We start from the raw sequence: 22,165 nt of genomic DNA on the forward strand, positions 1-22,165 counted from the left end.
TGCAGGCAGATTCCTGCTCGATTGGTGAAAATTTTCACCAAAGCGGACAGGTAGATAACGGAAAAGGTTATTTTACTGCGGTTTTTACATTGGCACGATTTTTGCTTATTATATTTATCGAACAATCGGAAAGGAGGATAAGGAAAATGGCAGCGGTAACAAAAGAGCTTTGGTTCTAGTAACAAACTTGCCATTGATAGAAAGAACTTACCCTTTATATGCTCCTTATGACGGAAAGCAAGCAGCGATGAACGGGTGAAGAAAATTACCTCCACCGGAAGCTCGGAGGCAGGCTGATTACATCGAAAGCGGGTCTGCGAAGGACCGCGATGGAGCCCGGGTCCAATACGGCGCTTATCGTAGAGCCCGACGCCCCGTTGGATAAAATTGTCCCAAGGTGTGTGGAAGAGGCTTTTGCATTCGCCGGACAGGTCTGCATATCACTGCAGCGCATTTTTGTCCATGAGAGCATTTATTCTGAATTTAGCAAGCGCTTTATCGGGAGAACCAAGCCATTGAAGGTTGGGGATTCTTGGATGAGGATACCTATCTCTGCGCGATGATCAACAGCAGGGAAGCGGATCGGATTGAATCGCGGATCCGCGAATGAAGGAAAGCGGCTATGGACGCGAAGGGATCAAATGATGCGGGGCAGGAAATGACGGAGCTGAAATTTGTCACGATCAAAACACAACTCTAAGGGGGATTACCTATGGCAAATATTATTAAACCGCAACCGAAGCTTTATGTGATGGACAACGGCCGTATGAGAATGGACAAAAACTGGATGATCGCCATGCATAACCCGGCAACCATCGATAATCCGAACGCGCCGGCGGAATTTGTGGAATTTCCGATTTATACCGTTCTGATCGATCATCCCGAAGGCAAGATTTTGTTTGATACGGCCTGCAATCCGAACTCCATGGGACCATCCGGGCGTTGGGCGGAGTCTACGCAAAAGGCGTTTCCCTGGCAGGCAAGCGAAGAATGCTATTTGCATAACCGCCTGGAGCAGTTGAAGGTCAGACCGGAGGATATCAAATTCGTGGTAGCGTCCCATCTGCATCTCGATCATGCGGGATGCCTGGAAATGTTCACGAATGCTACGATTGTTGTTCATGAAGACGAGTTCAACGGCACGCTTCAAACGTATGCCCGCAACCAAAAGGGAGGCGCTTACGTCTGGGCGGATATTGACGCATGGATCAAAAATAATTTGCAGTGGCGTACCGTGAAGCGCAATGAAGATAACCTGGCCTTGGCCGAAGGGATTCGCGTAATTAATCTGGGAAGCGGCCATGCCTGGGGTATGCTGGGCTTGCATGTGCAAATGCCGGATACGGGCGGCATCATCCTTGCCTCCGACGCGATTTATACGGCGGAAAGCTACGGTCCGCCGATCAAACCGCCGGGAATAATTTATGACTCTCTGGGCTACAGCCAATCGGTGGAAAAAATACGGCGTCTTGCCCAAGAAACCGGATCGCAGGTTTGGTTCGGCCATGACGCCGCTCAGTTTGCAAAATTCCGCAAATCGACAGAAGGCTATTACGAATGAGGCAAGAGAGGTAAAGGAGGAAGTAACCCATGGAACATGCCAGACTGGTATTTACACAGCTTAGTTATACAGGATGGGGAGCTATAGCCCAGCTTCTCCCGGAGGTGGAGAAAGTTCATCCTTCCCGAATTCTCCTTGTGACCGACTCCGTTCTGGTGCAAATCGGATTAGTGGAACGCGTTCTTGCCCCGTTAAAAGCCAAGGGGTATGAAGTCGAGGTGTATGCGGATACCGTGCCTGAACCGCCATTGGAGGTCGGCGAAAAGCTGGTGGCCTACACGAAGGATGGCAAATTTGACATGGTGATCGGTATGGGCGGAGGCAGTGCGATGGATTTGGCCAAGCTGGCCGCCGTATTATCCGCGCATGAAGGACCCGTGGCCGATTATTTGAATTTGACCGGGACGAGGAAGGTGGAGAAAAAAGGGCTGCCTAAGATCCTGATTCCCACCACCTCCGGTACAGGCTCGGAAGTAACTAATATCTCCGTCCTTTCCCTGGAAAGCACTAAAGATGTGGTCGCTCACGATAACCTGCTGGCTGATGCGGCCATCGTAGATCCGGAGCTTACGGTTACGGTTCCTCCAAGGGTTACAGCGGCAACGGGAGTGGATGCGCTCACGCACGCCGTCGAAGCCTACGTTTCGGTGAATGCCAATCCGACTACGGATGGCCTGGCCCTGCAGGCGATTCGTTTAATCAGCCGCTCACTCCGGAAAGCGGTTGCCGACGGCAAGGATAAGCAGTCCCGGGTTGATATGAGCAACGGAAGCTATCTGGCGGGGCTTGCATTCTTCAATGCCGGGGTAGCGGGAGTACATGCGCTGGCGTATCCGATCGGCGGTCAATTCCATATCGCCCACGGGGAATCGAATGCCGTCCTGCTGCCGTACGTGATGGGATATATCCGCAAAAGCTGCACCAAACGAATGGCCGATATCTTGAACGCTCTGGGAGGAAACTCCGCATATCTGTCCGAGGAAGAAGCGTCTTATCGCTGCGTGGAGGAGCTGGAGCGCTTGGTCAAGGATGTGGGTATCCCGAACACATTGAGCGGGTTTAATATCCCGGAAAGCGCGCTCGACAGCTTGACGGAGGACGGAGCAAAGCAAAAACGCCTGCTGGCCCGCAGTCCTCTGCCGTTGGAGAAAGAAGATATCCGGAAAATCTACCGGGCCGCTTTTGACGGCGTGATCGTTGAGGCAGGCCGTTAGCGGGCTGCTTTCGGATGCTTTGAAAACGCTAATTGTAAAGATGGCTAAGAACATAGAGTTGGAATAAATTGAAATGGCTGCCCGAAGGGCAGCCATTTTTGATTTCTTGGATTTGTCAGAATCGATGGAATCTATGAAGAAAAATGAATAAAATGTTCAAAAATAAAACATGAAAGCCATTGATTGCCAAGATATCTCTTTATATAATGAGGATATATTGTTTCTAAATGAGACAGTGTTGCGATTTAATGCAAAAAAAAGGTGATGGAGGTATTCTTGATTATTTTAGCCGCGTTCCAACGAATGTAGGGGGCATATCTTAAAAAGGATAGAAAAGCGATAAAGGCATACTCATTGAAAGATGAGGGCGCAAAGCCGCGGGTCTAAGGAACGAAATCTTTGTTCTATGGCAGCCGGGTTACCGAATAAGCGCTGAGGGCGTCGCCAAGCACTTTTCGAGAAAGTGCTTTTTTTAATGCAGTGAGAGGAGATAGGATGATGAAACGTACTGTATGGCCATTTACCCGGTTTCAAAGCAATAAGCTGAGGATAAGCAAGAGGTCCTTGTCCTCGGTGAAAAACAGATTAATCTTTTCGTTTATTTTGGTCCTTGTCCTTCCGACCTTCGCTATCGCATTGGGTTCCTATTTTACGGCGAAAGATAGAGTGGACCAACAAATGATCCTTGCCGCGCAGACCAATGTCCAGCTGTTAAACGATGTGTTCAACGAATTTATTGTATCCAAGAAACAGGATGTGGCAGGGCTGGCGCAAAACCTGGAGGTGGCCGGCATGACGTCGCTGGATGGAGGAAATATCGGAGGCGACCCCCAAGTACGCAAACAATTGGAAGCTTATAAAGCGGTCCATCCGGAAATCGAGCAGGTTTATGTAGGAACAGAAACGGGACTGTTCATGAATGCTCCCGATTCGTTTAAGAACCCCCCGGATTACGATCCGAGGAAAAGACCGTGGTATCAGCAGGCCATGGCGAATAAGGGTCAGGCTGTTATCACTTCACCCTACATATCGAGGTCGTCGAATCAGCTGGTTGTCACCGTTGCTCAGGCCAACAAAGACGGTCTTGGGGTATCCGCGATCAATGTGAGTATTGAAAAGCTTGCCGAAATTACCCGCAGTGTGAAGATCGGTAAGGAAGGGTATGTCTATATTCTGGACAAGGATAGCAAAATGATGGTTCATCCGACCGTTGAGCCGGGTACCGATCTTAGCGGCGATGCAATTAACTCCAAGCTGTACGAAGCGGAATCAGGATATTTTTCGTATATGTACGAAAATGATGCCAAGAAGATGGCTTTTGTGACCAATCCCGAGACCGGCTGGAAAATCGCCGGCACGATGTTTCAGCAAGAGGTCTCCAACGAAGCGGCGCCTATTTTAAAGAATACCTTGTTTGTCCTGCTCGTCTCGTTTATCCTAGGCGGGTTGCTGCTTTATTGGATCCTTAAATCCATTATCAAGCCGTTGCAGCAAATCAATTATGTTTCCCAAAAAATCAGCGAGGGAGACCTGACGGAACAAATCATGGTTTCCCGGGACGATGAATTAGGTCAATTAGGAAAGAGCTTTAACGAAATGTCGAGCTCTTTACGTTCGATTTTGTACCAGGTAAGCGAAAATGCGATCCAGCTATCGGCTTCCGCCGAGCAGCTCTCATCCAGCTCGGAAGTCAGCGCCGAGGCAAGCGAGCAAATTGCCGTAAAAATGCAGGAAGCCGCTGTCGGGACCGATCAGCAGGTAAGGAGCACCGAAGGAACCCGACAAGCCATGAACGAAATGGAAAGCCAGGTAGAACGGATATCCGGCAATGCAGCCAAGATGTCCTTGTCGGCGATGCATGCCAAGGATAGGGCGGCGGAAGGCAATGATGCGATTCAGCGGGCCGTTGACCAAATGCAATCGATTGGTGCGGGCGTTAATCATTTGGCTCAAGTCATTCAGGGCCTCGGAGAGCGATCCTCTGAAATCGTAAAGATCATTGATGTCATTACAGGGATTTCCAAGCAAACGAATCTGCTCGCGCTTAATGCGGCAATAGAAGCGGCCAGAGCAGGGGAGCACGGCAGGGGCTTTGCCGTTGTATCTCAGGAGATCCGAAAATTGGCTGAGCAATCTGCGGAGTCCGCCAACCAAATAGCCCATTTGATTACGGATATCCGGCAGGATACGGATACCACGATCCGGAACATGCAATCGGTGACGCAAGAGGTTCAAGAGGGAGTCAAAGCGGTTAACGTGGCGGGTGCTTCCTTTGAAGAAATATCCGTATCGGTAGCTGAGGTAGTGGAGCAAATCAGCGAAACCTCAGAGCTATCCCAAGGCATTTCCGAAAGTACGGCTAAAGTTGTTTCCGCTATGGATATCGTGACGGAGGTCTCGGAAAAAACAGCGGACAATATCCAGCAGGTGGCGGGGATCACGGAAGAACAGCTTGCCTCTATGCAGGAAATCACTTCCTCGGCCAATGCCTTAACGAAGATGGCGGAGGATTTGCAATCCTTGATTGAGAAATTCAAAGTTTAGTTTCTGCAGGGTATTGTACCAAGCAGAAGGGTATTAGAAAAAGCCAGGTTGGTGAACCGTGCTGCGGTCTGACCTGGCTTTTTTTCGTTTAGGCTAGGGGGAAGGGAAGCTGCGTGCCCGTGAGGCTAAAAAGCTAAAAAGAATGAAAACGCTCAACATATTTTCAGCAACTCTGTTTAAATTAACAGCAATATCCGTTATATGATATAGTCGAATGTGTGTTAATATTCAAATGTAAGCGTTCGAAATTTGTCGAATAAAATCCTGGTTCTGCACATCTTGCTATCCGGAAAGGGGGGTTCACGGCATTGATGATTCATACTCCCACCAATCTTGCACTCAAAAGAAACGGGATTTATGTCCGTGCGGATGCAGATGATTGGCAGTATAACTGGCCTGTGCATACTCACGAAGGCTTTGAAATCTATTATTTTATTCGCGGGAATGCCAATTATGTGATTGGGGAAGATATATACGAGCTTTTGCCGGGAGATATGCTGCTGTTTAATGGGGGTACGATACACCGGGTCAATCCTCAGAAGGATGTTCCTTACCTGCGCAGCTATGTGAATTTTACCGAAGCGTTCCTGCAAGGGCATGTGCCTGAACCGATGTATGAAAAGCTGCTGTCGTTGTTTAACGCTCCAAGCGGCTTATTGATTCGCTGGAATGTGGAAGAGCGTTCGGAAATTGAAAGCGTTTATCGGTCGATTTACCAGGAAAATGAAAGAGAATTGTTTGGCCACGAGGTCGTTTTGAGGACGTTATTGACTCAATTGCTGATCAAAATTTACCGCAAGTCCAAGCACTTGATCGAAATGCTGCCGTCACAGCAGCAATCGCAAAGTCAGGCCAATGTGCGACGGATCTTGCAGTATATTAATCAAAATTTCACGCAAAGCATCAATCTTGCTGATCTTTCCGCAGCGCTTCACTTAAATAAGTACTATATGTGTCACTGCTTTAAAGAAGTGACAGGCTACACCATCAATAATTATTTGATAAGCAAACGGATTGAAGAGGCCAAGAAATTATTGCGCACCACCGATGAACCCGTCAGCGAAATATCGGAGAAGCTGGGCTTTAATACCTCCGTCCATTTTAGCCGGTCGTTCAAACAATACGCAGGGGTATCGCCTCAAAATTTCAGGAAGCTGATTTCAACAACTTAGGTTTCACCGCATTCCATGCTGTTCATAAAATCATCAGTTTAAAAAGATAGGGAGATGTCACAATTGAAGAAAAACTTTAAAATCATATCGATTTTGATGGTGTTTGTTCTTCTGGCCTTAATGTCCATGGCTTGTGCAAAAAAAGACGATGCAGGAGGCGCTGAAAGCGGCAAAGCTGTATCACTTGACTTTGTATGGTTTTCCGATGGTAAAGAAGGCGAAATCATGAAGGGCATTATTAAAGATTATGAGGCAAAAAATCCGAATGTGAAGATCAATCTGATCGAAATTGCTTACAAGGATTTGGCAACAAAGCTGAAAACGATGATTACCGGCGGCCAACCACCGGCGCTGGCGCGGATCAGTACAACGGAAATCGGCGCGTTTTCCAAACAGGCTTTGGATCTCAGCAGTTATGTGGGCGGCGCTGACAAATTTACAGAGCAGTTCATCGATTCCATTAAGCCATACTATGTTGTGGACAATAAGGTTGTAGCCGCTCCGATGGACGTAACGGCCAACGGCTTGATCTATAACAAAACCTTGTTTGATAAAGCCGGAGTGAAAGTGCCGACTTCTCCGGATAATGTTTGGACTTGGGATGAATTCCAGGCGGCTTTGAAGCAGGTTATGGAAAAAGGCGGAGCCAAATACGGCTTGGTATGGGATTTTACGCCTCACCGCTGGTCGACTCTTCTGTACCAGTTTGGCGGCAGCATGATCAGCTCCGATGGTACGAAGGCGACCATCAACAATGAAGCAGGTGTCCAAGCGGCTGAATATTTCAAGAAGCTTCATACGGACGGTACGATGCCGACATCGGTATGGTTTGGCGGAGAAAATCCGAATAACCTGTTCCGTTCCGGTACCGTTGCGGCACACTTGGCCGGTAACTGGATGATCAGCAACTATAAAGATATTACCAATTTTGAGTGGGGCGTAACGTACATGCCTAAAGCAAAACAGCGTTCTTCCGTACCGGGCGGTAAATTCGTAATGGCCTTCAACGGTTCGAAGGTTGAAAAGGAAGCCGCTGATTTCATTCAATACTTGTCGACTAAAGAAGTGAATTCGAAGTACAACCAAGAGTCCTTGTTCATGAGTCCGCGCAAAGATAGCGCCAAGCTTGACTATGCTTTCGGTAAGGAAATGTTCGAGGTTTTCTCCGATGAATTGAACAACACGAGTGCAGCAGCAGCGGAAGATTGGTCCAAGCAAACGATTGTTCCTAAATTCAGCAATGATTTGAAGAACAATCTGGTGGAAGTCATCGCCGGTAAAACGACGGCACAAGAAGCAATGGATAAAACGGCGAAAGCCATTGATAAAGCCATTGCTGATGACAAGAAATAATGAATCGTAAGGCTGCTGCTGAACATTGGCGGCAGCCCTTTATTTCCTGAAGTGAAGGGGGAAGAGTGATGGCTGAAGGAACGGCGGTGTTGAAGCCGGTTAAACGGAAGAAAAAATTTCAATTTGCTCCCTATTTATTTGTTCTTCCGAATTTCTTGATTTTTAGCATTTTTATTATTGTCCCAACCATCATGGGTTTTATTTATTCATTTAATGAGTACGACGGCTTAAATCCTATGGAATTTGTAGGGTTTGAGAATTACGTGAACGTATTTACGAATGCGGAGTTCTGGTCGGCGCTCGGCAAAACGGCATTGTACGCCGCCATAGTGGTTCCGCTGATTTACTGTTTGTCTTTAGCCGTGGCCATACTCCTGATTCAGGAAATTCGTGCCAAAGGGATATTCCGGGCCATCTTCTACTGGCCGACGATGATCTCGTTTATTATTGTGGGTTTAACCTGGAAATGGATTTTTGGCGATTTGGGTGTTCTTAACTATGTTCTTAGCCTGTTTGGGGCGGATACGATACCGTTTTTGTCTTCTCCGTTTTATGCGAATTTATCTGTGATCATTGCTACCGTCTGGTCGCGTCTTGGTTTCTTTATGGTCATCTTTATGGCCGGCTTGCAAGCCATTCCCGGTGATTATTATGAGGCGGCTCATCTGGATGGAGCTTCCAAGCTCCGCTCCTTCTGGAGTATCACGCTCCCGCTGCTCAAGCCGACAAGCTTGCTCGTGATTATGATCTCTCTGATTGACGCGTTTAAGTCCTACCCGTTGATGTTTGCTTTAACGGGCGGCGGTCCGGGAAAAGAGACGACCTTTATCGTGCAATATATTTACGAGGTCGGCTTTATGAAACAAGAATTGGGCGTGGCCAGTGCGATGTCCGTTGTGCTGTTCGTGATTATTTCGCTGTTTACGATTTTGCAATTCCGTCTTTCGAAAGGGGGCGCTGTATAACATGGAAATGAGGTCTTCGGCCAAATGGATCGTGTATGTACTGCTTTTTGTGCTCAGCCTCCTGTGGATATTCCCGGTGATCTGGGTCTTGCTATCGTCTTTAAAAACAACCCCGGATTTGTACAGCTTTCCGCCAAAGTTCTGGCCTGAGCCATTAACCTTTGAACATTATTTCAACGCTTTTGAGAAAGGTAATTTCGGTGTTTATTTCTTAAACAGTGCGATTGTTACGGTAAGCTCTACCGTACTGCTGCTGCTCATTAACTCGATGGCCGGGTTTGCTCTGGCAAAGTACAGGTTTAAAGGGGACACCGTGCTGTTGATCGGATTTATTTCGACGTTGATGATTCCTTTGGAAGTCATCATGATTCCGATTTTTAAGGTGATCAGCTACCTGGGACTTTACAACAGTCTGCTTAGTATTATTATCCCTCCGGCAGCTACGCCGACAGGTGTCTTCCTGATGCGGCAGTATTTGCTGACGGTACCGGATGAACTGCTCGAAGCGGCCCGGATGGATGGAGCCTCAGAGTGGAAAATTTACTGGAGCATTATTCTTCCTATTGCCAAGCCTATATTAGCCGTGCTGGCGATTTTCTCCTTCATGTGGCGTTGGGATGATTTCTTGTGGCCGTTGATCGGAATTAGCGACCCGTCCCTGTATACGATCCAATTGGCTCTTTCCAACTTTATCGGTGAGTTCAACGTGGATTGGGGCAGCTTGCTGGCGATGTCCATTATCACGATGATTCCTGTCTTAGCGGTGTTTATGGTGTTCCAGCGCCACTTCGTCAAAGGAATGGCTACTTCGGGTATGAAATAGTAAACGTTTGTCGACATACATCCGATTCCCTGTAAGTAACAGTGGCTTAAAGCAGGTGCTGTTACTTAAGGGAATTTTTTGTAAATACCGTCTGTTGCGGGTCAGACCGATGGGGGAATCCTTATGGAAACTTATATTTTATCTTTGGATCAAGGAACTACGAGTTCCAGGGCGATCTTATTTAACGGCAAAAGCGAAATCATTCATTCAGCTCAGCAGGAAATTACCCAAATGTTTCCCCAGCCGGGATGGGTGGAGCAGGATGCGGAGGAAATCTGGGAATCGATCCGGTCGGTCATCTCCTTATGCTTGACCCAATCGGGAATTCAAGCGAATCAAATTTCAGCCATCGGCATCACCAATCAACGTGAAACAACGGTGGTTTGGGACAAATATACAGGCAAGCCGGTGTATCACGCGATCGTGTGGCAGTCCCGGCAAACGGCGGACATCTGTGAGCAGCTGCATGCAGCGGGGCTGGAAGAAACGGTCCGGAGCAAAACGGGGCTGCTGATCGATCCGTATTTCTCCGGTACAAAGCTGGCATGGATCTTGAATCGAACCCCGGACGCAAGACAACGGGCGGAACAAGGAGAGCTTCTGTTTGGTACGATCGATTCCTGGCTGATATGGAAGCTTACGGGGGGGAGCGTCCATGTTACGGATTATTCGAACGCTTCCCGAACGATGCTCTACAATATCCACGAATTAACCTGGGATGACGAGCTGCTCCACGTGCTGAACATTCCTCGCGCCATGCTGCCGGAGGTCAAGCCTTCCTCTTGCCTCTACGGTTATACGGCGGATGATCTGTTTTCGGGACAGGCCATCCCGATTGCGGGGGCTGCAGGGGATCAGCAGGCGGCGCTTTTCGGTCAAGCCTGCTTTGAAGAGGGAATGGCGAAAAACACTTATGGCACCGGCTGCTTTATGCTGATGAATACCGGGGAAAAAGCGGTGTCCTCCGAGCATGGTTTGCTGACAACGATCGCTTGGGGGATAGACGGGAAAATTCAGTACGCTTTGGAAGGCAGTATCTTCGTAGCGGGCTCAGCCATTCAGTGGTTAAGGGATGGACTGCGTATGATCTCCGATGCTGGGGAGAGCGAAGAGTTGGCCCTGACCGCAGGATCGGCCGACGGGGTATATGTGGTACCAGCCTTTGTAGGATTAGGGACTCCTTATTGGGATAGCGACGTACGGGGGGCGGTCTTTGGACTCACCCGGGGGACAACCAAAGCGCACTTTATTCGTGCTACGCTGGAGGCTTTGGCATACCAAACCAAGGATGTGCTGGCGGCCATGGAGGGAGACTCGGGGCTTTCGTTAAAAGCGTTGCGCGTAGACGGCGGAGCGGTCAAAAATAATTTTCTGATGCAGTTTCAAAGCGACATGCTGGGTGTGCCGGTAGACCGTCCGGTCGTCAGCGAAACGACAGCCTTAGGGGCGGCTTATTTAGCGGGATTGGCGATCGGGTATTGGAAGGACCAGTCGGAAATTCAATCCCAATGGAGCATGGATCGTACGTTCCTCTCGGCGATGAATAAATCGGAAAGAGATGAGCTGTATGGGGGATGGAAAAAAGCGGTTCAGGCGGCCAGAGCTTTTAAGTAGATGAACGATCTGAAATCAGACAAGATCGGTAAAATATGCAGCAATAATGGTAAAGCAATGTAAATTATAGATGGTATCATATAAGTAAGAATCCTATTAGAAGCGGAATTTTATATTACAAGCTTTATCAAGGCAGCATATATTTTTGATAAATATTGTTGTTATACCGGAGCTATTGTCATTATTACCATCAGGAAGAAGGGCAGATGTTGTCATGAAAATAAGCCATAAAATTATGAATATAACCTCCGGCACTAACTTTCTGGAGCTTAAAACCAATGCAGCCAAGTACAGAGTCGTGCTTCTAAACGATGAAATCGTAAGAATCCGCTGTACTTTTAACGAGCAGTTTGCGGAGGAAGCTTCGTATGCGCTGGCCATGACCGCGTGGGAAGACAAAATGGATCATCTGCTGGATGAGAGAATCCGGGTAGCGGCCCTTCCTGTCCCTTATGAGGATCTTGGCACACACTTGCTGTTATCGACGTCCAAATTGAAGGTGCATGTATATAAAGAACCGTTCGCCATTGAGATTACGGACCTGAACGGTCAGGTGCTGCATTCGGATTTGAAAGAAAAAAGCTACGTCAAGGACAGCTTGGGCCGACTTTATCATTATTCGTGCATGGATGATGACGATTATTTCTACGGCTTTGGGGAAAAATCGGGATATTTAAACAAAAACAAACGAAGAATGCGGATGCACAATGTGGATACGCTCGGATACGATTCGGAGCTCACGGACCCATTATACAAGCATATTCCTTTTTATATTAAATTCAACGGCAAAAGCAAAGTCGCTTCGGGGCTCTTCTATCACAACTCCTATGATTCGGTATTTGACATGGGCAACGAACGCAGCGGCTATTGGAATAAATACTCCTACTTCTGCGCGGATGGGGGAGAGCTGGATGTCTTCTTCATCCTTGGCCCGGAAATGAAGGATGTCATCCGAAACTATACCGATTTGACGGGCAAGACGATATTGCCTACCAAAGCGTCTCTAGGGTATATGGGCTCGACAATGTATTACACCGAATTGGAAAAAGATTCGGATAAGGCTGTTTTGAAATTTTTGGATAAATGCGAGCAGGAAGGGATTCCTTGCGACGGGTTCTTCTTGTCCTCAGGATATACTACCGGACAAGACGGGAAGCGGTATGTGTTTAACTGGAACCTTGACCGATTCCGCGATCCGAAGAGCTTTGTGGAGCAAATGGAGGACAAAGGGGCTCTCCTGGCGCCTAACATTAAACCGGGTATGCTCAAAACTCATCCTTTCTATGCCGAATTTGCCGAATCCGGTGCCTATATCAAAGACGAGCAGGGCGATCAGCCTGAGGTCGACCGGTATTGGGGAGGAGCGGCCTCCTTCGTTGACTTTACGAATCCGAAAGCCAGGGAGCTTTGGAAGAAGCATCTGAAGGATTCTTATATTTCTCTAGGAATCACTTCGATCTGGAACGATAATAACGAATACGAGCTTAATGATTTGGATGCGAAATGTGATTATGAGGGCTCAGGAAAAGAAATCGGCGCATTAAGACCGATTATGCCTAACCTGATGGCATTAATGGCCAAGCAGGCGATCGCTGAGGCCGATCCCAATGTGAGGCCTTATATTGTGAATAGAGCGGGGTTTGCAGGGATTCAGCGTTATGCCCAGACCTGGGCCGGAGACAATAACACGAGCTGGAAAAGCCTGAAATTCAATATCCCGGTTATTTTGGGCATGGGGCTTTCCGGCGTTGCGAATCAAGGATGCGATATCGGCGGCTTTTACGGTCCGGCTCCGGAGCCGGAGCTGTTCGTAAGATGGGTGCAGAACGGAATCTTCCAGCCGCGGTTTTCCATTCACTCCTGTAACACGGATAATACCGTAACGGAGCCTTGGATGTATCCGGCTTACACCAAGTATATCCGGGAAGCGATTAAGCTTAGGTATCAGCTGGTGCCTTACTTCTACTCTCTGTTATTTGAAGCTTCTACCGAGGGATCTCCTATCATGCGTCCTTTAGTATATGAGTTTCAGCAGGATGCTAGAGTATGGGAAGAAAGCTTTGATTTCATGCTCGGCCGATCTCTGCTGGTCGCCAACGTACTTGAAAAGGGTGCGGAAAAGAGAAGCGTGTACTTGCCGGAAGGATCGGATTGGTTTGACTGGTACACCAAAGCATGGTATCGCGGAGGGCAGACGATTGAACAAAAGGTTTCACTGGATTCCATTCCGATGTTCATCCGAAGCGGAGCGATTATCCCGATGGCACCCGGACTCCGGAATATTCATAAGGATGCGGTAGAAGAGCTTCACCTCCTCGTCGAACCGTCCGAGGAATCCAGCTTTGTGTACTATGAGGATGACGGCAAGACGAACAACTATCAAACCGGTGATTATCTGAAAACGACCATCAGCATCCGCAACGATAAAGAAACCAAAATGTCCTTTGTCAAAGAAGGCCGGTATGTCCCGTCACTGAAAAAGGCGGTTGTCGATGTCATTTGTAAAGAGATTGCTCCGGTACAGGTGATTTTGCAGGGGAACAAGCTGCCGATGTTTTTGGACCCGGCAGAATGGGAAGCAAGCACAGCAGGCTGGTATTATGATATGGAACAAAAAACGGCTAGAATCAAGCACGACTATGTGCAAGAAGATTACGATTTGATTATTAATTTTGATGTGAAAGATCTGATTTCGATATAACTACACCGCAAGGATTCATATAGAGGAGATACGGCCATGGAAAATTCGTTTTCTGGCGTGCAAAGAGAAGCGCTATTAAAAAAATTAGCCCATCAGACCTTTGATCTGCTGGTCATCGGCGGGGGCATTACGGGGGCCGGAATCGCTTTGGATGCGGTCACCCGGGGGATGAAGACCGTGCTTTTTGAAATGCAGGACTATGCCGCCGGCACCTCGAGCCGGTCGACGAAGCTTGTACACGGGGGCCTGCGCTACCTCAAACAGCTGGAAGTCAAGATGGTGGCGGAGGTTGGGAAAGAGCGTGCGGTCGTTTATGAGAACGGGCCTCATGTGACTACCCCGGAATGGATGCTGCTGCCGCTGCATCAAGGGGGCACGTTTGGCAAATTCAGCACTTCATTGGGTTTAAGAGTATATGATTACTTGGCCGGCGTAAAAAGAAGCGAGCGTCGTACCATGTTAAATGTCGAGGAAACCGTGAAACGGGAGCCCTTAGTGAAAAGGGAAGGGTTAAAAGGCAGCGGAGTTTACGTGGAGTACCGAACGGATGATGCAAGACTGACGATAGAGGTACTGAAGGAAGCGATTCACCGGGGGGCCTCGGCTGTCAATTATTCGGAGGTTGTTGGCTTCCTCTATACCGACGGCAAAGTATCCGGTGTTCAAGTGAAGGACCGCATTGGCGGCGGCATCGTCGAGATCTACGCCAAAAAGATTGTGAATGCCGCGGGACCGTGGGTGGATACCCTTCGGGAGAAGGACCGCTCCAAAGATAAAAAGCATCTTCAGCTAACCAAAGGCATTCATTTGGTCATAGACCAGAGCCGCTTTCCGCTCAAGCAGGCTATTTATTTTGACGCCCCGGACGGCCGGATGATCTTTGCTATCCCACGTGATGGCAAAACGTACGTAGGAACGACGGATACGGTATATCAAGGGGATAAGGCGCATCCGCGGATGACTTCAGAAGACCGTCAATATGTTATTGATGCGATCAACTACATGTTTCCGTCCGTGAATATGACGGTCAAGGATATCGAATCCAGTTGGACCGGTCTTCGTCCCTTAATCTTTGAGGAGGGAAAAAGCGCATCGGAAATATCGCGGAAAGACGAAGTGTGGCAATCTCCCTCCGGTTTAATTACCATCGCAGGCGGTAAATTAACGGGATATCGGAAAATGGCGGAGATGGTTGTCGATCTGGTCGTTGACTTGTTCAATAAAGAGCACGGCGGAGCTTTCCCTTCCAGCAGCACCAAAACCATGCCGATCTCCGGCGGGAAAGTCGGGGGAGCGGACCGTTTTGCAGAGTATTGCAAAAGAAAGGCCAGAGAAGGGACGGCAGTCGGTTTTACCCTGGAACAGTCGGAGCGGCTGGTCAGCCGATACGGCTCAAATATCGATCGATTGTATACGCTGGCATCCCTCAATGGAAAACAGGCTGAAGCTTTTCAGCTGCCGCTGGATGTGTTCATCGTGCTGGAGTACGCTATCGAAGAGGAAATGGCGGTCAAGCCTGTAGATTTCTTTATAAGACGTACCGGCGCTTTGTTATTTGATATCGCCTGGGTACAGCAGCATCGAGCTTCGGTCATAGCCTATATGGCTCATAAGCTGGGCTGGAGCGGGGAGCTTCAAAGGCAATACACGGAAGAACTGGAGAAGCATTTGCATGATGCTGTCGTTCCGATAGATGAAGAGACACCCTTAAAGCAGGCGTAAAAAAATCCCGTTTCCACCATGTTGGTGGTTCGGGATTTTTTTCATGCCGTTTCATACTAGCGGCGTATAGCTGCAGCTTCTTCATAATGGGTAATCTGTATTTCTTCTGCCAAAAGCAGCTCAAGCTTTGCGCGCAGATCTTTCATGTGGGGCGTTGAGTCATGATGCTCTAACGCTGCTTGATCCTTGTATTTCTCAAGAAAGGTGAATGTTCCCGGATCATCCTTTGCCCGCAGAAGAGTATAAATCAAAGCGCCTTCTTCGTTCTGTACTTCTGCCACCATTTGAACGAGGGCATCCTCCAGCTCTTGTTCTTTTCCCGGCTTGGCTTTCAAAGTGGCTGTAAACACGATCATGGCATTCCCTCCGTATTGTCCGTTATTTTTTTAGTATAGTTGATCATCCCCCTTTGAGTACAGTGGAGAAATTCAATTTGAAGGGGGTTTTTTTAAGCGGTAACCCATTTTAACTAAGTATAATATTCATGGGCAAAAGTAATGTATAATGTTTAACATGCCGTAAGGCTGCGGAAACAAAGATCGGCTGGAGGCAGCCGTCTTTAAAGTTTCTCTGAAAAATAGGAGTGATGTCATTTGATTAGCGCGATTTGGCTGTTCGTGCTCGCCGGAGTGGCTGAAATCGGCGGCGGTTATCTGGTCTGGCTGTGGCTAAGGGAGTCCAAGCCGCTTTGGTACGGTATTGTGGGAAGTATGGTACTCGTTGCTTACGGTATCATCCCCACGCTCCAAAGCTTTCCGAGCTTCGGCCGGGTCTATGCCGCTTATGGCGGCGTGTTTGTCGTTCTTGCCGTACTTTGGGGCTGGTGGATCGATAAGAAGACACCCGACCTTTATGATTGGATCGGGGCCTTTGTTTGTGTCATCGGCGTTTCGATTATGCTGTGGGCTCCCCGTCAATGATCGGTTTGCGCTGCATCCATTTTTGTTTAAGATGAACGGCAACAAAGACCAAGGGGATATAGACATAAGCAAAATAGAACCCGGCATGGGTATAAAATTGAGTCCATTCTATGATCATCCGGGAGTCCTTTATGAGATGGGATCCCAAAAAGACGATAAGCAAGCTGATGCTTAACGTGATTCGGTTCTTCACATGTATTAATTTCCTGACCCCGCGGCAGACCGACCATAAGCTTAAACTGGTATAAGGCAATATGACCAGACACCATAAAGAAACCACGATATATTCGACTCTTTCGATAAAGGGCATTTGAGCAATTTTGATTAAAGTCAAGGTCGGCCAGATGTTATGCTTGAGATGCCCCTCACTAAAATAAGAAAAGGTAATTACTGCCAAGATAAGGTGGAGCATCAGAGTAAACAATACTCCCCCTTGCGCCCATTTTTCTGATTTTTCAGGATGCTTAATAAACGGGTAGACCATGAATAACACTTCAAACCCGAGAAACTGAAGCAGCATCGTTTTGGATGAAGCTGCGATTTCTTTAACCGAGTGGTTGAATAGGGGAAGCAAATTCGTAATCCGCGCAAATTCCAAGGGGAAGAAAAATAGAGGGAATATTAGGATGAACGGGATGACGACTCCCCAAAAACAGACCCCCGTAATGACGCGAAATCCGCTTGAAACAATATAATACACGAGGACCAGTAAAATCAGATCCACTTGCCATGTTTTCATGACCGGAAACATCCAGACTTGAACTACCTGAACATAAGAACGGAGTACGATTAAGGCTGTCAACAGAAAGTAAAGAATAATAACACTGTTGAGCAACCGGCCAACCCCTTTGCCAAAGCACCATTGATTGATGTAAAACACATCCTGATTAGACGTTCTCAGAATGCGGTACATCATCCAAACCAAGACATGAATGCTTAATCCGCTTAAGATGATCGAAATCCATGCATCATAACCGGCGGCCTGGATAATATCGCGTTGAAAGGTCAAAATGCCCACGCCCACTTGACTGGAATGCAGCAGGAAGAAAACAAAATAAGGAGATACCAAAAACCGTTCATTGACTGATGCCTTCACCTTAGTCCTCCTCGAATCTTGCAGTCCTTTAACTTAATCCCATACCCCGGATTGAATGATGTCAAATTGCGTACTTACATTGGTTTTTACTTGAGGGTAGATCTCTCTAAACTGTTTGTAGTTCCAATTTTTGGTCTTGGCTCTTACCATATCTCCGAGTCCAATCGGATCCACCCTGTGTTTTTGAAATAATGAAATTAATTTTTGCACTTCCTGAGTAAAATGCTTATCCAGCATCTTTTCCAATGTGAGGATGGTGTTGTTATCGGTCAAATCCATCCATGGCGGAGCGTCTTTGATTTGCAGCTTCATTTTAATGCCGATGGAAATATTCGGAATAGGCTCGATTTGCTGAATGCTTATACTTGTTTTGGCATTCAAATTTTCCAATAAAATAAAGCCTTTTTTATCGTTTTCTTTAATATCAATTTTGTACCGGCCATTTTTGATACCATCGACTAAAATCTTTAAGAGGAAAGACTGCCTGATATCAATATGGTGGACATACGTTCCTTTTCTGAATAAGGCCAGCCCATCAATTTTCACTTCCCCCAGCTCTTTAATGAAATAAGGTAAATAAGGGTCCCTGCCTTCGCCATAATAATTTTCCAAAAACACATGCAGGTTCATTTTCGGCAAATTTCCGAGTTTTATATTGTGATTAATTTTATTGCTTAAATGAAACGGCATTTTTATATTTTTGCTTGCCAGCATGATGGAGTCTGCTCTATTCTCGGCAACACCCAGATGCATACGGCTTCCTATATCCGGATCCCTGGTCAGATTATGTACAACCGCGTCGATCCCGTGCTTCGCAAATGCTTTGCCGAATAACACCATGCGCAATTGGCCCACTTCGATTGGAAATGTAGATTTGGTATCTAATCTCGGAAGAATGTCATCATACGAATCGGATTCGGTCTCCAAAATATTTAATTGAGTTTTTCCTTTTTCCGCGAATGTAGGATAAATCAGCGTCCCTTTGATTTTGTCATGCTGCATGTCATAGCCAATGGTTTGGAAAATCTGAATCTTATCAATGATTTTTGGGTTGCTGCATCCGGTCAGGAGAAGCATCATGCTCATCATGAAGAAGAAACGAAGATTCATTCTCGCCATAAGTCCTTTCTGAATCACTCATCAAACTCGCTGTTTATTTCTGCTTTCCGATAATGCGGCTGATATCTCCAGATGGATTGAGGGCGTAAATAGCTTGGTCTTTTGGAAGTGAGCCGATAAGAAGAACGAACAAAGCTATCTGCAAAATCGGTATGTCGAAACGGGTATAGCGGAACGGTGTAGGGTGTGTCCAGGGATTTCAGCCGTGTCACATGAACAATTAAAAAACCGACCCCCAAAGCAATGCCGAAACCGCCCCATATCGCCGACAGAATAATTAAGGGAAACCGTAAAAAGCGGATGGTATTCGACATTTTAAAAATAGGCGTCGTAAAGGAGGCCAGAGCGGATAACGCTACGATAATGAGCAGCACATTGCTGGTAAGCGCCGCTTCCACGGAGGCCTGCCCGATCACAATACCGCCTACGATACCCAGCGTTTGTCCGACCTTTGTCGGCAGCCGTGCGCCGGCTTCACGTAAAAGCTCAATGGTAAATTCCAAAAAAAGAACTTCCAGCAGCGGCGGAAAAGGGACGTTATGGCGCGAAAAAATCAAGGGATTGAGCAGCACCTGCGGAACCATCTCGTAATGATAAGTCAAAACCGCGATGTAGACAGACGTTGCAAAAATGGAGAAAAGAACGCCAAAAATACGGATTAACCGAAAGAAAGTACCGATCATCCAAGGCAGATAGTAATCCTCGGGAGAAACGAAAAAATCAAGCAGTGTGGAAGGGCCTGTGATGGCATATGGCGATCCGTTGCTTAAGACAGCGACTTGTCCGTTAATCAGCGTATAGACCGCCCTGTCCACACGTTCCGTGGATAGAAACAGTGGAAATGGGGTCAGTGTACTATCGGATATTAATTGATGGAGCTGGGAGGAATCAAAAATGACATCAAAATCAATATGCTTCAATCGTTGTTTCATCGCATGAATATGATGCAAATTCGTAAGGCCCTCGATATAAGCGATGACGACTTTAGTATGAGACATGGAGCCTATCCGGATTTCTTCAATAATGAGATCGGGAGTGTTGATTTGCTGTCGAAGCAGATGAATATTGATATCTATATTTTCAACAAACCCAATCTTGGGCCCTACGACACTGAACTCATTTTCAGCTTCATTTTGATCACGAATTCCGGCTTTTTCTTTAGACAAATGAATTAATGCACATTGGCGGTCCTGTTCTTTTAGCTGCAAAAGCGCGTATCCTTTAAGCAGCTTGGATTCCATGTCTTCTATATTGTCTGTAATCCCGATGCCTTCAATGGGAATGATCTGCATAATATCCTCAATGTGATGTATACCGCTTTTTCCCAACGCTTGTTCTTTGAATACTTTCAGCACATGCTCCTGCAGCTTTTGAGGATCCACTAGCGTACTGTAATAAGAAATAATAAAATATCCTTCTTCGTTCGTGAGTGAATATTGTCTAAAATCGCTTGACCTTTTGGCTTTAGCCAACAAGTCGTCCATACTCGGGAGGTTTGCCGCCTTTTGCGTTAGATGCTTATTTTTTTGGAGCCATTTTTTGAAAAACATCATTCTCTCACTCCCAAGTTAAAGATACCAATGATTATCTATAGAATGATGATTTTGGCATCGATTTATGTATGCTTAAAGGCAGAGTCCATGGATTTATTTGTGACGAGCTCCTCCCGGTTCGGGTATAATGTTCCTATATAGGTATGAGGGGATGACGTTTATGAATTATGATGAGGATATCAAAAGACGCCTGCGCCGGGTGGAAGGGCAGGTACGCGGCATATTGAAGATGATAGAGGAAGAGAAAAACTGCAAGGATGTCGTCAGTCAATTATCGGCCGTACGCAGTGCGGTAGATAAAGCGATGGCTTACATTGTTGCGGTCAATCTGGAAAAATGCATTCACGAAGAGATGGAATCCGGCAAGGATACCGGCAAGCTGGTTCAAGAGGCTGTGGAATTGTTGATCAAGAGCAGGTAGTTGAATACGGCGGCATAAAGTAAAGCACCTCGCCTTGAGGATGCTTTTTTGCTGCCGTTTGCAGGCAAGGTAAAATTCCCATTGAACAATCGGAATAGCTTCGCACGAATCCTCCATAATACGAATGAACAACACTATGGATAAGGAGCGATTCATTCATGAAGCTTCAATTAGCGTTGGACCTTGTCGACATTCCGGGAGCGAAACAGCTGGTGGCCGAAGTGCAGGATCATATCGATATTGTAGAAATCGGCACGCCGGTTGTGATTAATGAAGGGTTAAGAGCGGTAAAGGAGATCAAAGAAGCCTTCCCTTCCTTAACCGTATTGGCCGACCTGAAAATTATGGATGCTGCCGGATATGAAGTCATGAAGGCATCCGAAGCAGGGGCGGATATCGTTACGGTGCTTGCGGCGGCTGAGGATATGAGCATTAAGGGTGCGGTGGAAGAAGCCAAAAAGCAAAACAAACAAATCCTGGTCGACATGATCGGCATTAAAGATATCGAAGGACGCGCGAAAGAGCTCGACGCCATGGGCGTAGACTACATTTGCGTACACACAGGCTACGATCTTCAAGCCGTCGGACAAAACTCGTTTGAGGACCTGAAGAAAATTAAAAGTGTGGTTAAAAACGCGAAAACGGCGATTGCAGGCGGTATCAAGCTCAGCACGTTGCCGGAAGTCATTAAAGCACAGCCTGACCTGGTTATTGTAGGCGGGGGCATTACCGGTCAGGAAGATAAAAAAGCGGCGGCCGCTCAAATGCAAAAATTAATTCAGCAAGGCGCCTAAGCATGAGGCTAACGACGCAGTATTTAGCTGAGATCATCAAAGAACTGGAGCGTTCGGCAGATCTCATTGCCGATGAACAAGCACAAAAACTTGCGGACGGAATTTTTCAATCAAAGAAGATTTTTGCGGCTGGAGCGGGGCGATCCGGATTGATGATGAAGTCCTTTGCGATGCGTCTGATGCAAATGGGTTTTGATGCTTATGTCGTTGGCGAAACGGTAACACCCAATCTGGAAAAAGAGGATTTGTTCATCATCGGATCCGGTTCGGGAGAGACGAAAAGCCTGGTGCCTATGGCGCAGAAAGCCAAAAGCCTCGGGGGATCCGTTGCGGTAATCACCATTTCTCCGGATTCAACGATCGGCACACTCTCAGATATCGTCGTGAAGCTGCCGGGCTCGCCTAAAGACCGGTCTGACGGAGGCTGTATGACGATCCAACCGATGGGAGCCTTATTCGAGCAGACGCTGTTGATATTCTGCGATGCCGTCATATTGAAGCTGATGGAGAAGAAGGGATTGGACTCCGCTGCGATGTTTGGAAGACATGCCAATCTGGAGTAAATAAGAGCGGGCCATCCTCTCAGCGGTATT

General features: G+C 47.2%; 19 protein-coding genes and 1 riboswitch. Of the genes, 15 read left to right on the plus strand and 4 right to left on the minus strand.

Annotated elements, in window-relative coordinates; genetic code table 11:
* Positions 1–329: 329 nt before the first annotated feature.
* The 11 genes from ACZYR9_RS09900 to ACZYR9_RS09950 all read left to right on the plus strand — a co-directional run bounded on the left by ACZYR9_RS09900 (position 330) and on the right by ACZYR9_RS09950 (position 15,669).
* On the plus strand, positions 330–563 hold the full coding sequence (locus tag ACZYR9_RS09900) for an aldehyde dehydrogenase family protein (protein ID WP_488978309.1): 234 nt from the start codon (positions 330–332) through the stop codon (positions 561–563).
* Between the two features lie 149 nt (positions 564–712).
* On the plus strand, positions 713–1,561 hold the full coding sequence (gene ahlS, locus ACZYR9_RS09905; RefSeq protein WP_488978310.1) for an AhlS family quorum-quenching N-acyl homoserine lactonase: 849 nt from the start codon (positions 713–715) through the stop codon (positions 1,559–1,561).
* A 29-nt stretch (positions 1,562–1,590) separates the two neighbouring features.
* A complete protein-coding gene (locus tag ACZYR9_RS09910; protein WP_488978311.1) occupies positions 1,591–2,775 on the plus strand; it encodes an iron-containing alcohol dehydrogenase in 1,185 nt (394 codons plus the stop codon).
* 334 nt (positions 2,776–3,109) lie between these two features.
* Positions 3,110–3,201: riboswitch (cyclic di-GMP riboswitch) on the plus strand.
* A gap of 147 nt (positions 3,202–3,348) precedes the next feature.
* Positions 3,349–5,319, plus strand: a complete 1,971-nt coding sequence (locus ACZYR9_RS09915; protein WP_488978312.1) for a methyl-accepting chemotaxis protein — start codon at positions 3,349–3,351, stop codon at positions 5,317–5,319.
* A 308-nt stretch (positions 5,320–5,627) separates the two neighbouring features.
* Entirely contained in the window at positions 5,628–6,491 is an 864-nt protein-coding gene (locus tag ACZYR9_RS09920; protein WP_488978313.1) for an AraC family transcriptional regulator, read from the plus strand.
* 120 nt (positions 6,492–6,611) lie between these two features.
* A complete protein-coding gene (locus ACZYR9_RS09925; RefSeq protein WP_488978388.1) occupies positions 6,612–7,844 on the plus strand; it encodes an ABC transporter substrate-binding protein in 1,233 nt (410 codons plus the stop codon).
* Between the two features lie 68 nt (positions 7,845–7,912).
* The gene (locus ACZYR9_RS09930; protein ID WP_488978314.1) at positions 7,913–8,809 is read left to right on the plus strand and encodes a carbohydrate ABC transporter permease; all 897 of its coding nucleotides are present in this window, start codon (positions 7,913–7,915) and stop codon (positions 8,807–8,809) included.
* 1 nt (position 8,810) lies between these two features.
* Entirely contained in the window at positions 8,811–9,632 is an 822-nt protein-coding gene (locus ACZYR9_RS09935) for a carbohydrate ABC transporter permease (RefSeq protein WP_488978315.1), read from the plus strand.
* A gap of 123 nt (positions 9,633–9,755) precedes the next feature.
* On the plus strand, positions 9,756–11,246 hold the full coding sequence (gene glpK / locus ACZYR9_RS09940) for a glycerol kinase GlpK (RefSeq protein WP_488978316.1): 1,491 nt from the start codon (positions 9,756–9,758) through the stop codon (positions 11,244–11,246).
* A gap of 214 nt (positions 11,247–11,460) precedes the next feature.
* Positions 11,461–13,947: a glycoside hydrolase family 31 protein gene (locus ACZYR9_RS09945; RefSeq protein WP_488978317.1), complete on the plus strand. Its 2,487-nt coding sequence runs from the start codon at positions 11,461–11,463 to the stop codon at positions 13,945–13,947.
* Between the two features lie 36 nt (positions 13,948–13,983).
* Positions 13,984–15,669, plus strand: coding sequence for a glycerol-3-phosphate dehydrogenase/oxidase (locus tag ACZYR9_RS09950; RefSeq protein WP_488978318.1), 1,686 nt, complete (start codon positions 13,984–13,986; stop codon positions 15,667–15,669).
* Between the two features lie 56 nt (positions 15,670–15,725).
* Here ACZYR9_RS09950 and ACZYR9_RS09955 read toward each other — a convergent pair whose 3' ends face one another.
* Entirely contained in the window at positions 15,726–16,025 is a 300-nt protein-coding gene (locus ACZYR9_RS09955; RefSeq protein ID WP_488978319.1) for a putative quinol monooxygenase, read from the minus strand.
* Positions 16,026–16,262: 237 nt separating this feature from the next.
* Here ACZYR9_RS09955 and ACZYR9_RS09960 point away from each other — a divergent pair, with 237 nt between their 5' ends.
* Positions 16,263–16,589 carry a YnfA family protein gene (locus ACZYR9_RS09960; protein ID WP_488978320.1) on the plus strand — a complete coding sequence of 109 codons (327 nt, stop codon included), beginning with the start codon at positions 16,263–16,265 and terminating at the stop codon, positions 16,587–16,589.
* Here the strand turns inward: ACZYR9_RS09960 and ACZYR9_RS09965 are convergent.
* The 3 genes from ACZYR9_RS09965 to ACZYR9_RS09975 are packed head-to-tail and all read right to left on the minus strand — an operon-like array spanning position 16,564 to position 20,357.
* Complete coding sequence (locus ACZYR9_RS09965) at positions 16,564–17,685, minus strand: GerAB/ArcD/ProY family transporter (protein ID WP_488978321.1); 1,122 nt, start codon at positions 17,683–17,685, stop codon at positions 16,564–16,566. The two genes, ACZYR9_RS09960 and ACZYR9_RS09965, sit on opposite strands and share 26 nt — an antisense overlap.
* A gap of 33 nt (positions 17,686–17,718) precedes the next feature.
* Entirely contained in the window at positions 17,719–18,822 is a 1,104-nt protein-coding gene (locus ACZYR9_RS09970; protein ID WP_488978322.1) for a Ger(x)C family spore germination protein, read from the minus strand.
* Positions 18,819–20,357: a spore germination protein gene (locus ACZYR9_RS09975; RefSeq protein WP_488978323.1), complete on the minus strand. Its 1,539-nt coding sequence runs from the start codon at positions 20,355–20,357 to the stop codon at positions 18,819–18,821. The genes ACZYR9_RS09970 and ACZYR9_RS09975 overlap by 4 nt, the downstream gene beginning before the upstream one ends.
* Positions 20,358–20,517: 160 nt before the next feature.
* On the opposite strand from ACZYR9_RS09975, the gene ACZYR9_RS09980 reads away from it, so the two are divergent.
* The 3 genes from ACZYR9_RS09980 to hxlB all read left to right on the plus strand — a co-directional run bounded on the left by ACZYR9_RS09980 (position 20,518) and on the right by hxlB (position 22,135).
* On the plus strand, positions 20,518–20,778 hold the full coding sequence (locus ACZYR9_RS09980) for a metal-sensitive transcriptional regulator (protein ID WP_488978324.1): 261 nt from the start codon (positions 20,518–20,520) through the stop codon (positions 20,776–20,778).
* 158 nt (positions 20,779–20,936) lie between these two features.
* Positions 20,937–21,572 carry a 3-hexulose-6-phosphate synthase gene (hxlA, locus tag ACZYR9_RS09985; RefSeq protein ID WP_488978325.1) on the plus strand — a complete coding sequence of 212 codons (636 nt, stop codon included), beginning with the start codon at positions 20,937–20,939 and terminating at the stop codon, positions 21,570–21,572.
* 2 nt (positions 21,573–21,574) lie between these two features.
* Positions 21,575–22,135, plus strand: a complete 561-nt coding sequence (gene hxlB, locus ACZYR9_RS09990) for a 6-phospho-3-hexuloisomerase (RefSeq protein WP_488978326.1) — start codon at positions 21,575–21,577, stop codon at positions 22,133–22,135.
* The last annotated feature ends 30 nt before the right edge of the window (positions 22,136–22,165 follow it).

Source organism: Paenibacillus sp. F024, assembly GCF_057814255.1.